Source organism: Acrocarpospora macrocephala (assembly GCF_009687865.1).
GTDB lineage: Bacteria > Actinomycetota > Actinomycetes > Streptosporangiales > Streptosporangiaceae > Acrocarpospora > Acrocarpospora macrocephala.
The window spans coordinates 36,001-49,119 of record NZ_BLAE01000025.1 but is presented as its reverse complement, the minus strand read 5'-3'; the positions used below and the strand labels follow the sequence as shown (position 1 = coordinate 49,119).

10 protein-coding genes are annotated in these 13,119 nt (G+C 69.4%); 7 read left to right on the top strand and 3 right to left on the bottom strand.

Annotated elements, in window-relative coordinates; all coding sequences use genetic code 11:
• The first annotated feature begins 455 nt into the window (after nt 1-455).
• The 3 genes from Amac_RS22120 (at nt 456) to Amac_RS22110 (ending at nt 7,194) form a co-directional block, all read left to right on the top strand.
• On the top strand, nt 456-3,881 hold the full coding sequence (locus tag Amac_RS22120; RefSeq protein WP_155356295.1) for a chromosome segregation SMC family protein: 3,426 nt from the start codon (nt 456-458) through the stop codon (nt 3,879-3,881).
• 95 nt (nt 3,882-3,976) lie between these two features.
• Nucleotides 3,977-5,122, top strand: a complete 1,146-nt coding sequence (gene ftsY, locus Amac_RS22115) for a signal recognition particle-docking protein FtsY (protein ID WP_155356294.1) — start codon at nt 3,977-3,979, stop codon at nt 5,120-5,122.
• Between the two features lie 269 nt (nt 5,123-5,391).
• On the top strand, nt 5,392-7,194 hold the full coding sequence (locus tag Amac_RS22110; RefSeq protein ID WP_155356293.1) for a tetratricopeptide repeat protein: 1,803 nt from the start codon (nt 5,392-5,394) through the stop codon (nt 7,192-7,194).
• Here the strand turns inward: Amac_RS22110 and Amac_RS22105 are convergent.
• Nucleotides 7,172-8,242, bottom strand: coding sequence for a PLP-dependent cysteine synthase family protein (locus tag Amac_RS22105; RefSeq protein ID WP_155356292.1), 1,071 nt, complete (start codon nt 8,240-8,242; stop codon nt 7,172-7,174). The two genes, Amac_RS22110 and Amac_RS22105, sit on opposite strands and share 23 nt — an antisense overlap.
• A gap of 254 nt (nt 8,243-8,496) precedes the next feature.
• Between Amac_RS22105 and Amac_RS22100 the strand changes: the two genes are divergently transcribed.
• Entirely contained in the window at nt 8,497-9,090 is a 594-nt protein-coding gene (locus Amac_RS22100) for a sigma-70 family RNA polymerase sigma factor (RefSeq protein ID WP_155346215.1), read from the top strand.
• 24 nt (nt 9,091-9,114) lie between these two features.
• Here Amac_RS22100 and Amac_RS22095 read toward each other — a convergent pair whose 3' ends face one another.
• Both Amac_RS22095 and Amac_RS22090 read right to left on the bottom strand, forming a co-directional pair.
• On the bottom strand, nt 9,115-10,056 hold the full coding sequence (locus Amac_RS22095; protein WP_170322591.1) for an anti-sigma factor RsbA family regulatory protein: 942 nt from the start codon (nt 10,054-10,056) through the stop codon (nt 9,115-9,117).
• Between the two features lie 17 nt (nt 10,057-10,073).
• A complete protein-coding gene (locus Amac_RS22090) occupies nt 10,074-10,898 on the bottom strand; it encodes a DMT family transporter (protein WP_246268576.1) in 825 nt (274 codons plus the stop codon).
• Nucleotides 10,899-11,116: 218 nt separating this feature from the next.
• On the opposite strand from Amac_RS22090, the gene Amac_RS22085 reads away from it, so the two are divergent.
• From Amac_RS22085 to Amac_RS22075, 3 genes are all read left to right on the top strand, one after another.
• Entirely contained in the window at nt 11,117-11,422 is a 306-nt protein-coding gene (locus Amac_RS22085; RefSeq protein ID WP_155356289.1) for a hypothetical protein, read from the top strand.
• A gap of 39 nt (nt 11,423-11,461) precedes the next feature.
• Complete coding sequence (locus tag Amac_RS22080) at nt 11,462-12,271, top strand: polysaccharide deacetylase family protein (protein ID WP_373869828.1); 810 nt, start codon at nt 11,462-11,464, stop codon at nt 12,269-12,271.
• A 71-nt stretch (nt 12,272-12,342) separates the two neighbouring features.
• Entirely contained in the window at nt 12,343-12,966 is a 624-nt protein-coding gene (locus Amac_RS22075; protein WP_170322590.1) for a DUF2461 domain-containing protein, read from the top strand.
• Nucleotides 12,967-13,119: the final 153 nt, after the last annotated feature.

The window sequence follows — 13,119 nt, the reverse complement described above, 5'->3', positions numbered from 1 at the left end:
CCCACACGCCACGACAGCCTCAGTCCGGTGGTTCTCTCTCGGGCTCCGCCCGCCCCCGACGTGTTTCCTCTACGACTTGCCGAGTAGGTCTGAGCCCCGACATCGGAAAGTGGGTGGAGAACCGTCACGCTGCCGTCCTCGCGTGGAGACCACGGCGACGACGGGGCCGGGCGGAGCCCGAGAGAGAACAAAAGGGCTGGGCGGGTGGGACAAGCACCGTACTGAGGCTGTCGATTCCCGTTTGTCCCAGTCGCATGGGGGCAGTGGCTTGGCCCGCGCCTGTGTCTGGACTGAGGAACGCAGGCCGGAGTGACGAGGGAAGACGCAGGCTAGGGAGCGGCCAAGCTAGCGACCCGGAGGATCGGCCATAAGCACAGCCGGGCGGAAGGCGCGGCTGATAGGGCGGAAGACCGGTAGTCTTCCCCCCAGAGCGGGGAGCAGGAGGGGGTCGTGAAGTGTACCTGAAGACCCTCACCCTGCGTGGGTTCAAGTCGTTCGCCTCCGCCACCGCCCTACGGTTCGAACCCGGCATCACCTGTGTGGTCGGCCCCAACGGCTCCGGCAAGTCCAACGTGGTGGACGCGCTGGCCTGGGTGATGGGGGAGCACAGCGCGAAGTCGTTGCGTGGCGGGAAGATGGAGGACGTGATCTTCGCGGGGACCTCGTCGCGTCCGCCGCTGGGGCGGGCCGAGGTCACGCTGACGATTGACAATACCGACGGTGCGCTGCCGATCGACTACACCGAGGTGACGATCAGCCGGCTGATGTTCCGGTCGGGGCAGAGCGAATACGCGATCAACGGGGACACCTGCCGGCTGCTGGACATCCAGGAGCTGCTCTCGGACTCCGGCATCGGCCGCGAGATGCACGTGATCGTCGGCCAGGGCCAGCTGGACCAGGTCCTGCACGCGGGCCCCGAGGAGCGCCGGGCGTTCATCGAAGAGGCTGCGGGCGTGCTGAAGCACCGCAAGCGTAAGGAAAAAGCGCTCCGCAAACTCGACGCCATGCAGGCCAACCTGACCCGGGTCCAGGACCTGGCCACCGAACTGCGCCGCCAGTTGAAGCCGTTGGGACGCCAGGCCGAGATCGCCCGTAAGGCCGCCGTGATCCAGGCCGACCTGCGCGACGCCCGGCTCCGGCTACTCGCCGACGATGTCGTGACTTTACGCGACACCCTCCAGCGAGAGGCCCAGGACGAGGCCGCCGTACAGGCCAGGCGGGCGCAGGTGGAACGGGAACACGCCGAGAGCCAGGAGCGCGAGGCCGCGCTGGAGACGGCCGCCAACGAGGCGCAGCCGAGGCTGACAGGCGCCCAGGAGACGTTTTACCGGCTTTCCGCCCTGCGCGAGCGCTTGCGCGGAGTGGAGAGCCTGGCGGCCGAGCGGGAGCGGCACGCGGCCGACGCCGCGTCCATCGAACGCCGGGGCCGGGACCCGGAGGAGTTCGAGCGGGAAGCGGCCGAGGTCAGGGAGCAGGAGCGGGAGCTCCAGGAAGCCCTGGCAGAGGCCCAGGAGCGGCTCGCGGTCGCGGTGGAGACGCGGGGCGAGGCCGAGGAGGCGCTGGCTACCGAGGAGCGCAGGCTGGCCGCCATGGCCAGGGCCGCCGCCGACCGCCGGGAGGCGCTGGCGCGGTTGCGCGGCCAGGTGGATTCGGCCAGAAGCCGGGCGCGTGCCGCCGAAGAGGAGATCGGCCGCCTCGCCAAGTCCCTCGACGACGCCCGCAAGCGGGCCGAACAAGCCCAGGCCGACCACGACGCCCAGGAACTGAGCGAACCCGCGACCGACCCGGAACTGACCGCCGAGCTGGACTCCGCCCAGGAGGGCGTGGAACTGGCCAGAGCCCAGGTCGACGCCGCCCGCGACATCGTGGAGCAGGCGAAAGGCCTGGTAGAGGAGGCCAAGGCCGCCGTCGCGGCCCCCCGCGCCGCCTTGGCTGCGGCCACCTCCCAGGTCAGTACGGCCCGAGCCGCCGACCAGGACGCGCAACGCGCCATCAGCGCCCTGACCGCCCGCAGGGACGCCCTGGAACTCAGCCTCTCCGGCGACGGCGAGCTGGAATGGGTGACCGGCGAGCTGGCCGGGCCCCGGCGTTCGGTCCTGCTGGCCAAGGACGTCCCCACCGCCGAGCAGCTGCTGGCCAACCGCCCCGACCTGGCCGCCGTGATGGGCCCGGACGCGATGTTCGGCGCGCTCACCGGCACCGGCTCAGCCGACAACTCGACCTGGCAGGTCAGAGCCGCCCTGGAGCAGGCCGTAGCCGACCTCAGCGCGGCCGAGGCCACCGCAGGCGAACACGCGTCCGCCCTGGAGGAGGCCGCCGAGGCCGAAGCCGAAGCCCGGGAGGCCGTGGAAGCCGCGCAGGGCCGGGTGAACGAGGCGCAGACCGGGGTCACCGTCGCCCAGAACGGGGTCAACTCGGCGCGGAGCGGGCTGGACGCGGCGCAGGCCGTACTCGATCGGGTGCGGGGGCGGCAGCGGGACGCGGATCAGCGGCTGGCGGACGCGGCCAAGCAGCTGGCGCGGCTGGAGGCCGCGGTGAAGGCCGCGCGGGACGAGGGCGAGCGGCTGGCGTCGGCCGTGCAGGGGGCTGAGGAGGCCCGGGAGGTGGCGCGGGCCGGGATCGCCGAGCTGGAGGAGCGGCTGGCCGAGGAGGAGTACGCGGACGAGCTGGAGGCCGAGCCGACCACCGAGCTGCGCGACGAGCTGGCCGCGGCCTGCGGGGTCACCCGGCAGGCCGAGATGGAGGCCAGGCTGACCGTGCGGACGGCCGAGGAGCGGGTGCGGGGGATCGCGGGCCGGGCCGACGGCCTGCTGCGCGCGGCCCGCCGGGAACGCGAGGACCGGGCCAGGGCGGCGGCGCAGCGGGAGCGCAGGCGGATCCAGGCCAAGGTGGCCGCGGCGGTGGTCAAGGGCGCCCAGACGGCGCTGGGCGCGCTGGAGACCTCGCTGGCGCGGGCCGCCGCCGAGCGGGACGAGGCGGAGACGGTACGGGAGGCCGTGGACGCCGAGCTGAAGATGGTCCGGGTCCGGGTCAGGGAGCTCGGGGTCGAGCTGGACAAACTGGTCAACCGGGTGCACGGCAGCGAGATGGCCAGGACCGAGCAGCGCCTGCGGCTGGAGCAGCTGCAGGAGCGCGCCATGGACGAGTACGGCGTCGAGACCGACGCCCTCATCGCCGAATACGGGCCGGCGGTGCCGGTTCCGGGCGAACCCCCGGTTCCGTATGTCCGTGCCGAGCAGGAGAAACGCGCTCGGGCCGCCGACAAGCAGATGACCCAGCTGGGCAAGGTCAACCCGCTCGCGCTGGAGGAGTTCGCGGCGCTGGAGGAGCGCCACACGTTCCTGACCTCGCAGCTGGAAGACCTCAAGAAGACCAGGCGCGACCTGCTGCTGGTGGTCAAGGAGGTGGACGACCGGGTCGAGCAGGTGTTCACCGCCGCCTACGACGACGTGCAGCGCGAGTTCTCGCAGATCTTCGAGCGGGTCTTCCCCGGCGGCGAGGGCAGGCTGCTGCTGACCGACCCCAGCGACATGCTCACCACCGGCGTCGAGGTCGAGGCCCGCCCACCCGGCAAGAAGGTGAAGCGCCTCTCCCTGCTCTCCGGCGGCGAGCGCTCCCTGACCGCCGTCGCGTTCCTGATCTCCATTTTCAAGGCCCGCCCGTCCCCGTTCTACGTGATGGACGAGGTCGAGGCCGCCCTGGACGACACCAACACCCAGCGCCTGCTGACCCTCTTCGAGGAGCTCCGGCAGAGTTCCCAGCTCATCGTGATCACCCACCAGAAGCGCACGATGGAGATCGCCGACGCGCTCTACGGCGTATCGATGCGCGGTGATGGCGTAACCCAGGTGGTCAGTCAGCGGCTACGCGAGCACGCCTGACCTTGGGTGCCAGATAACGCTCGGCGATGGCCTGTCAGAGGATGCGCGAGCATGCCTGACCCCGTCCCCCGGTGTTATCTGGAAAACTGACCGTTGTGGATGGTTACCTGGTCATCACCATTGTCGTGATCCTGGCCGCCTTGCTGGTGTCCGGTGGTCTTTTCTTCATGTTCCGGCCGAAGGGCAAGGCTCTTCCTCCCGTTGACACGCCGCTGGTGGGAGGCGGGGCGGAGGAGGAATCGGGCGGCACCGCGACGGCGACGCTGGCGCCGCCGGTGGAGGAGCTGGTCAAGCCGCCGGAGATCGAGGTCCCGCCGCCGTCGGCGGGCCGGATGGTCCGGTTGCGTGCCCGGCTGGCCCGCTCGCAGAGCACGCTCGGCAAGGGCCTGCTCGACCTGCTCTCCCGGGACCGCCTGGACGACGACGTCTGGGACGAGATCGAGGAGACCCTGATCACCGCCGATGTGGGGGTGGCGCCCACCCGGGCCATGGTGGACGAGCTCAGGACCAAGGTGAAGGTGCTCGGCACGCGCAGTCCGGCGGAGGTGCGCGGGCTGCTCAGGGAGCAACTGCTCGCCCAGATCAACCCGGGCCTGGACCGCACGCTGCACACCTCCGCGCCGGGCGAGCGCCCGGCCGTGCTGCTCGTGGTCGGCGTGAACGGCACCGGCAAGACCACCACGACCGGCAAGCTGGCCCGCGCCCTGATCGGCGACGGCAAAACGGTGGTGCTGGGCGCGGCCGACACGTTCCGGGCCGCCGCCGCCGACCAGTTGCAGACCTGGGGCGACCGGGTGGGCGCGGCCGTGGTGCGCGGCCCGGAAGGCGGCGACCCGGCCTCGGTGGCGTTCGACGCGGTGGCCCGCGGCATGGCCGACAAGGTGGACGTGGTGATCGTGGACACCGCCGGCCGCCTGCACACCAAGACCGGCCTGATGGACGAGCTCGGCAAGGTCAAGCGGGTCATCGAGAAGAAGGCCCAGGTCGACGAGGTGCTGCTGGTGCTGGACGCGACCACGGGCCAGAACGGCATGCGCCAGGCCCAGGTGTTCGCCGAGGTGGTGAACATCACCGGCATCGCGCTCACCAAGCTGGACGGCACCGCGAAGGGCGGCATCGTCATCTCGGTCCAGCGGGAGCTGGGCGTTCCGGTCAAGCTGGCCGGCCTCGGCGAGGGCCCCGACGATCTGGCCCCGTTCGACCCCGAAGTCTTCGTGGACGCACTTCTGGGAGAGGCGTGACCGAAGCTTCTGGGTGACTGAATAGCTAATTAAGTGCATTTATCGGGAAATGTCTATTACCGGCCAAAGTATTGTTAATTCCTTGGCGGTTGTGTTGACATTGGCGAGTCCCGAAACCATCTGGAAGGCCGTTTGATGAAGAAGCTCATCGTGCACAAGCCAGGTCCAGTCAAGCTGTCCGGCAGCGCCAGCGCCAAGCACCTTCCTTGATCGATCAGTGGGGCCGGAGCCGCGGGGTTCCGGTCCTCACCGGTGAGGGGAGTCGGACGATGCGCCATCTTTGGGTGCGAGGAAGCCGCTGGAACGGGGAAAAAGACCTGCCGCGCCTTTTGCTCGCGCCCATTGACGCGCATCGTTCCGGCGGCCCTTACACGGTGGCGGCGGCACTGCTCGCCGTCCTGGTGCCGGAGGCGCGGCCGGAACTGGTGGCGCGGCACGACATCGAGATCCGGGCGGCCGCGCCGCACCTGCGCGAGCTGGTCCCGGCCCGGCGGCTCACCCTGGCCACGCAGGTCCCGGAAGCGGAGCGCATCCTGGTGCCCGCCCCGCGCCGCACACTCCGGCTGGCCAACGGAATCGCCGAGTTCATCCGCGACCACCTGGCCGGAGCCGGTCCGGTCGCGCTGGTCGTGGAGAACGTGCACGAGGCCGACCACACCGACAGCGAGCTGCTCGGCGTGCTGCTCCGGCGGCTCGACCCCGCCGTGCTGACCGTCGTGGTGTGCACGCCGGTGGCCGAACCGCCGCTGGCCGCTGCCCTGCCCCTGCACGTGGAGAGCGTGCCCGGCGTCGGCGGGCCGTCCGCGCACACCTGGCCGGCCCCCACCCCCGACCTGGTACGGCGATACGTCGCCGAAGGCTTCCACCACGCCGCCGCCGAGGCCGGAACCCGGGCACTCGAACGCGCCCACGTGGACACCGAGGACTGGTGGGCCCTGCTCCACCGTACGGCGGGCGCCCTGGCGGCCACCGACCGCGAGGACGACGCCCGCGCCCTCTTCGACCTGGCCCGCAGGGAGAGCACCGACCCGGTCAACCGCGCCACGGCCGCGTACGCCACCGCGATGCTCCTCACCCGCCACCACGACCCCGAGAAACGGGACATCGAGGAGGCCAGAGCCTGGATCAACGAGGCCGTCACGATCACCCGGCTGCTCCCCGACCAGCGGACCCGCGCCTTCCACCTGGGTTTCGACCTGAACGGCAAGGCCCTGATCGAGACCCGGCTGGGCCGCCACCGCTCGGCCCTGCGCCTGGTCCAGGAGGCGATCGAGCTGGCCGACCGGGACCTCGAACCAGGCGAGCACGCGATCCACCGCCTGGTCCTGCGCGCGAACCGGGCCCAGCTGACCGTGCTGCTCGGCGACCCGGCCGCCGCCCTGGCCGACCTGGATGCGGTGATCGAGGCCGACCCCGGCTACCCCGACTACTACATCGACCGCGGCAACCTGCTCTACCGGCTGGGCCGGTCCGCGGACGCGGTCGCCGACTACGAGACCGCGATGCGGGTCGGGCCGCCGTTCCCCGAGGCCCACTACAACCGGGCCGAGATCCGCTTCGCCGACGGGGACCACGCGGGCGCGCTGGCCGACCTGGACTACGCGATCGAGCTGGACCCCGGCTTCGTGGACGCGTACGCCAACCGGGCCGGGCTGCTGGTGGCGATCGGCGAGTACGACCGGGCCAGGGCCGGCGCGCGGCTGGGTCTGGCGCTGAACCCGCGCAACGCGTACCTGCTGTGCGCGCTCGGGCAGGCGGAGGCGGCCACGGCGCGGTACGCGGAGGCCCGCAAGGCCTACGACGCGGCCGTCTTCCACGATCCCGGGCTAGCCGCGGGCTGGGCCAGCCGGGGCGAGCTGGCCTTCGAGCTGGGCGACCCGGAGGGCGCGATCGCCGATCTCACCCGGGCGATCGAGCTGGCCGACGACGCCGCGCTGCGCTTCAACCGGGCGATCGCGCTGCGGTCGGTCGGCCGGCACGAGCGTGCCCAGGCCGACCTGCTGCGGGCGGCCGAGCTGGACCCCGCCGACGAGGACGTGCGTGAGGCCCTCAGGACGCCAGAAAAGCCCTGAATTCGGCAAGGTACGGCGCGATGTCGATCCGCCTGCCGGCCAGCCAGTCGTCGCTGCCGTAGGTCCCCCGGTAGCGCTCGCCGCCGTCGCAGATGAGCGTGACCACGCTGCCCCGCTCCCCGGCCGCCCGCATCTCCCTGATGATCTGTACGGCGGCCGCCATATTGGTCCCCGTCGATCCGCCCACGTCACGATGGGTGACCTCGCGGGTCCACCGCATGGCGGCGATCGACATCGCGTCCGGCACCTGGGTCATGCGGTCGATCACGGTCGGCAGGAAGGACGGCTCCACCCGGGGGCGGCCGATGCCCTCGATGCGGGAGCCGCGGGCCGTACCGTCCTGGCCGGAGACCCAGGACGGGAAGAAGGCCGAGCCGTCGGGGTCGGCGACGCAGAGCTTGGTCTGGTGGCGGCGGTAGCGGATGTAGCGGCCGATGGTGGCCGAGGTGCCGCCGGTGCCCGCGCCGACCACGATCCAGGTGGGCTCCGGGTGCCGTTCCAGGGCCAGCTGATCGAAGATCGACTCGGCGATGTTGTTGTTGCCGCGCCAGTCGGTGGCCCGCTCGGCGTAGGTGAACTGGTCCATGTAGTGGCCGCCGGTCTCGGCCGCCAGCCGGGCCGACTCTTCGTAGATCTTTCCGGGGTCGTCGACCAGGTGGCACTTGCCGCCGTAGAACTCGATGATGTCGCGTTTCTCCGGCGACGTGGTGGCCGGCATGACCGCGATGAACGGCAGGCCGAGCAGGCGGGCGAAATACGCCTCGCTCACCGCGGTGGAGCCGCTGGAGGCTTCGATGATCGTGGTCTGCGGGCCGATCCAGCCGTTGGCCAGGCCGTAGAGGAACAGAGAGCGGGCGAGGCGATGTTTGAGTGAACCGGTTGGGTGCACCGATTCGTCTTTCAGGTAGAGGTCCACTCCCCAGTGCGCGGGAAGGGGGAAGACGTGCAGGTGGGTGTCGCAGCTGCGGTTGGCGTCGGCTTCCACGGCCCGGATGGCCTCGGCCGCCCACGCGCGCGTCGCCGGGTCGTGCCGGTCCAGGTGTTTCATGGGAGTCACTGTAACGAGTGCCATACGCCACACTTTCTTCCGGAACGAGGCGAGAGTGTTATGATAATGAGACTTGTCCGGCAGGCGGGTGATCAAGCCATTGCCGTCCCGGTGCTCCCGTCTGAACCCCTCTGGCCGGCTAACACCCCGCTTACGGGTTACCTGACACGATGACGATGACCACGACGGTTCGCCATAACCGCATGGGTTCGTTCCGGAGGGGCAGCGGGGGAGAGAGTTCCAGGGGGGATGACATGATCTCGATGAGCGATGAGCAGCGTCAGGCCTGGTTCGAGCGCGACGTGGTGCCCGTGACCAGCCAGTTGTACGCATCGGCCATGCGTCTCACCCGCAACCCCGCCGACGCGGAGGACCTCGTCCAGGAGACGGTGACCAAGGCGTTCACGTCCTACCACCAGTTCCGGGAGGGCACGAACCTGAAGGCGTGGCTGCACCGGATCCTCACCAACAACTTCATCAACGACTACCGCAAGAAGCAGCGCTCGCCAAAGCTGTCGGCCGCCGAGGAGATCGAGGACTGGCAGCTGGCCGCCGCCGAGTCGCACATGTCGACCGGGCTGAAGTCGGCGGAGACCGAGGCGCTGGAGTCCCTGCCGGACAACGTCGTGATGAACGCGCTCCGGTCGCTGCCGGAGGACTTCCGGGTCGCGGTGTATCTCGCCGACGTGGAAGGCTTCGCGTACAAGGAGATCGCCGACCGGATGGGCACGCCGATCGGGACGGTGATGTCGCGGCTGCATCGCGGGCGGCGGCAGCTGCGCGGCATGCTGGAGGAGTACGCCCGGGAGGAGGGCGTCGTCCGGGAGTCGGAAAGCGTAGCCGCGTAGGCCGAAATTTCGGCTGAAAGCGGCTTAAAGGGTCATACGCATGTGAAGGCGGACGCAGGACTTGCCGTCCAGCGTTCTGACCTCCATGACGTCGCAGAGCTGGCGGCTGATCCACAGGCCGTAACCCCGCAGCGATTCATGCTCCGGTGGGATGTATCCCGGAAAAGGCACTTCGATCCCGGCGTCCGGGTTGGTGATCTCGCAGATCAGCTCGTCCCCGGCCCGCCACACCGCCACCCGCCCGTGCCCGGCCCCGTGCTCGACCGCGTTCGCGGCGATCTCGGCCGCGGCCAGCACCAGCGAGGTCACCTCGTCCCGCTCCAGTCCCGCCGCGTACGCCTGGTCCCGGACGAACGCCCGCATGCGCCGCACCCCGGGCAGATCGAAGTCCAGCCCTTCGGCCTCCGCCGGAGGCGACTCGAACGCCGGTTGCTCCCAGTCCATCCGCTCCGGTGGGAGGTACGGCTCGCTCGCCCGGATCACCTCGCCGTCCAGATACCAGGGATGGCTGCGGAACACCTCCTCGCCCGGGTTCCGGTAGACGCACAGCATCGTCGTCCGGATCCCGGCGAACGCCACGTTCGCGATCGCCTCGATCCTGGTCCACTCGGCCGCGTCCCTGGCCGAGCGCCAGACCGGTTCGCAGATCATCCTGGCCGGGCCGTTCCGCCGGGCGAAGTCGAGGTAGGCGGCCATGGTCCGGGCCGGATGGCCGTACCAGTCCTGGCTCAGCCCCAGCTCGACCCGGGTGGCGTCGGCGCCGAGCGCGGCCCGTACCAGCTCGAGGTTCTCTTCCGGGCCGAGCAGGATGGTGCGTTCTCCTCGGCGCAGCCCGTCCAGCAGGGCGGGCAGGACCGTTTTCAGGTATTCCTCACCAGAGCCATACGCCACAGCCACGTGCGCGAACGGCTCGGAGACGAGAGGAGCCCGCTCGACCTGCACGGGGACGAACGTAACAAGCTCCAACGGCTCATGACAATGCACTAGGAAGCCGCAATCAACGCGATTGCCCCCAAAGCGCAGCCAACTCCCGCAATTTGCGTGGAACTCAGCCGTTCTCCGAGCACATATCGGGCCAGCAGCAACGTGCTCGCCGGGTACAACGACACCAGCACGGTCACCAAGATCAGCATGCCGCGCTGGGCGGCCAGCAGGAACAGCACGTTGGCCGCCATGTCCAGCACCCCGGCCGCGATCGTCACCCGCCACGACCCGGCGGCCGGGCGCATGCTCCGCCGCGTCGCCACCGCCAGCGCCGCCGCCAGCGCGATCGACGCGATCCGCGCCCCCACCAGAGGCCACAGTCCGGCGTCGGCGGGCGCCAGCTTCAACAGGATGAAGAACCCGCCGAACCCGGCCCCGGAGGCGAGCGCGTTCAGCACCGGGCCCAGCGTCAGCCCGCCGGAGCCGCCGGGCTCCCTGCTCACCAGCATCACCGCGAGCAGCCCGAGCGCCACCCCGCTCAGAGCCAGCACGGACGGCCGCTCGCCCGCGAGTAACCCGAACAGCACGGGCACGGCCATCGCCGTGGTGGCCGTGATCGGCGCGACCACCGACATCTTGCCCATCGCCAGGCCGCGGTAGAACAGCACGATCCCCAGCCCGCCGGCCACCCCGGAGGCCATGCCCCACAGCAGCGCGCCCGAACTGGCGATCCCCGGCAGGAACGGCATCAGCGCCAGAACCAGGACCATGCCCCCCAGCTGGGAGCACACCACGACGGCCAGCACCCGGGATCGGCGGGTCGCGAGCCCGCCGAAGAAATCGGCGGTGCCGAAGATCACCGCACACGCCGTCGCGAGCGCCACAGCCGTCACGCTAACCCCCCGTAATTGTGAAGCGAACCCCAATACCTTACAAAAGGGCATAAAAGCTCATCGACCGGCCCTACAACCACTCAGAAGCCGGATAAGGCTGCGAAGTCACGCGGTGGAGTCCCATGATTACCCCATGAGCATGCGAGGGGTGGCCCGATGCTGGGTACATCCCTCCTTGTGCGCGTCGCTACGTCAGCTGGGGGTGGCCGGTGAGTGAGTCTCGCGCCGCCGTGGAGAAACTCCGTGCCGAACTGACCAACGTCGGAGTGGACGATGCGTACGAGATCGGCGATGACGCTACGCTCTCGGTTTGGATCGGCCTTGTCGTGAGCTACCGTGACGGCTTCTTCCGATGGCAGGAAGGCGCGGTGAAACGCCGCCACCTGGGTACGGATCCGGTTGGATGCGCCATCAGAGTGGCCCGACGGTATGCCGAGTTGCAGGCCGACGTGCCGCCCTGGTGGGAGGACTTGGCCAAGGTCTTACGGGGGGACGCGGCCGAGGACTATCCCTAGTCCCCGCCTGCCTCGGGGGGAAGAATGCGGCTGGGACTTGTGTTGCTCATTGCGGTTACCGGCTGTAGTGGTGCCGTTACCAATGCGGTCGCTCCGGGGAAACTGGCGTCCCTGCCCGCCCTGCCGCCACCGGTCCATGATCCGGCGACGCTGGCGCGGCAGCTGGCCTCGATTCAGCCGGGGTGGCCGGCGCCGCGCTTTCCGGTCGCGCCGCAGCCGCGCGGCATCGACTGCCGAAAGCTCAAGTGTGTCGCGCTCACCTTCGACGACGGGCCTGGCGACGAGACCGGCGTGGTCCTGGACCGGCTCGCCGAGCATGGCGCCAAGGCCACCTTCTACGTCGTCGGCCGGATGGTCTCCGAGAAGACCGCCGGGCTGCTGCAGCGCATGGTCACTGAGGGTCACGAGCTGGGGAACCACTCCTGGGACCATCCGGCGCTGCCCTCGTTGTCGGAGGCCGGCCTCAAGGAGCAGCTGGTCAGGACGCAGCTCGCGGTGGGCAGGTATACCGGGGTGCGGATGCGGACGATGCGCCCGCCGTATGGGGCGACCAGCCCCGGGGTGGCGGCGATGACCCGGCGGTACGGCATGGCCCAGATCCTGTGGGGTCTCGACACCATGGACTGGCGGGATCGAAACGCCGACCTGGTGGCCAAACGCTGCCTCAAGGCCAAACCCGGCGATGTCATCCTCATGCACGACATCCACGCCTCCACCGTCCAGGCAGTGCCCAAACTGCTTGACCTGCTGGACGCGAAGGGTTTCACCTACGTCACGGTCACCGAACTGTTCGGCGAGACGACCCCAGGCAAGGAGTACTTCCACATGCGAAAGGAACGCCCGACGTAACGGTGGTTCTCCCACCCTTGGATGCTCCTCGGGCTCCGCTCGCCCGCGCCATCACCGATACGGTGGGGTGCATGGTGTTCAGTGGGATTCCGGATGAGGCGTTCATGTTCTACGAGGGCTTGGAGGTGGATAACTCCAAGTCCTACTGGAATGCCAACAAACAGGTGTACGACACGATGGTCAAAGCGCCTGTGGCTGCGATGTTGGATGAGTTGGCTGATGAGTTCGGGACGCCGCACCTGTTCCGGCCGTACCGAGACGTCCGCTTTTCAAAGGATAAAACGCCATATAAGGACCATCAGGGTGGCTACATCCAGATTCTCGATGGTGTGGGGTATTACCTGCATATCGGTGCGGATGGGCTTTATGTGGCGGGTGGTTGGTGGTCCCAGGGGGAGATGACCAACCGATTCCGGGCCGCTCTTGAGGACGATGTCATCGGGTCCGAATTGGAAAAGATCGTCGACGGGCTGCGCTCGGATTTCAGGATCTCCGGAGACCGGCTCAAGACCCGCCCACGCGGCGTTCCTGAAGATCACCCCCGCCTGGACCTGCTCCGCCACAAGTCCCTCTACGCCGCCCGCCAGTACGAACCGGAACCCTGGGTCCACACCCCCGAGGCCCTCGACCGGGTCCGCCAGACCTGGCGGACCCTCACCCCATTGGTCGATTGGTTGCGGGTCAGACTCAGCTGACCCTGTGTGCCCCCGCGCCCATTAGCTCAGCACGTACTGAAACACGACAGCGACCACAGCGATGATCGCCCAGGCGCAGAACAGCGCCACGTAGAAACTTGCACTCACGATTTTCATCGTCAGCCCCCTTCCTCTGCCATTGAGCGTGCGGCA

What these genes read in the sequence shown, in the direction of transcription:
- Amac_RS22110 (WP_155356293.1), top strand. Translation starts at nt 5,392, where the DNA reads ATGCGCCATCTTTGGGTGCGAGGAAGCCGCTGGAACGGGGAAAAAGAC.
- Amac_RS22105 (WP_155356292.1), bottom strand. Translation starts at nt 8,242, where the DNA reads ATGAAACACCTGGACCGGCACGACCCGGCGACGCGCGCGTGGGCGGCC.
- Amac_RS22100 (WP_155346215.1), top strand. Translation starts at nt 8,497, where the DNA reads ATGATCTCGATGAGCGATGAGCAGCGTCAGGCCTGGTTCGAGCGCGAC.
- Amac_RS22075 (WP_170322590.1), top strand. Translation starts at nt 12,343, where the DNA reads ATGGTGTTCAGTGGGATTCCGGATGAGGCGTTCATGTTCTACGAGGGC.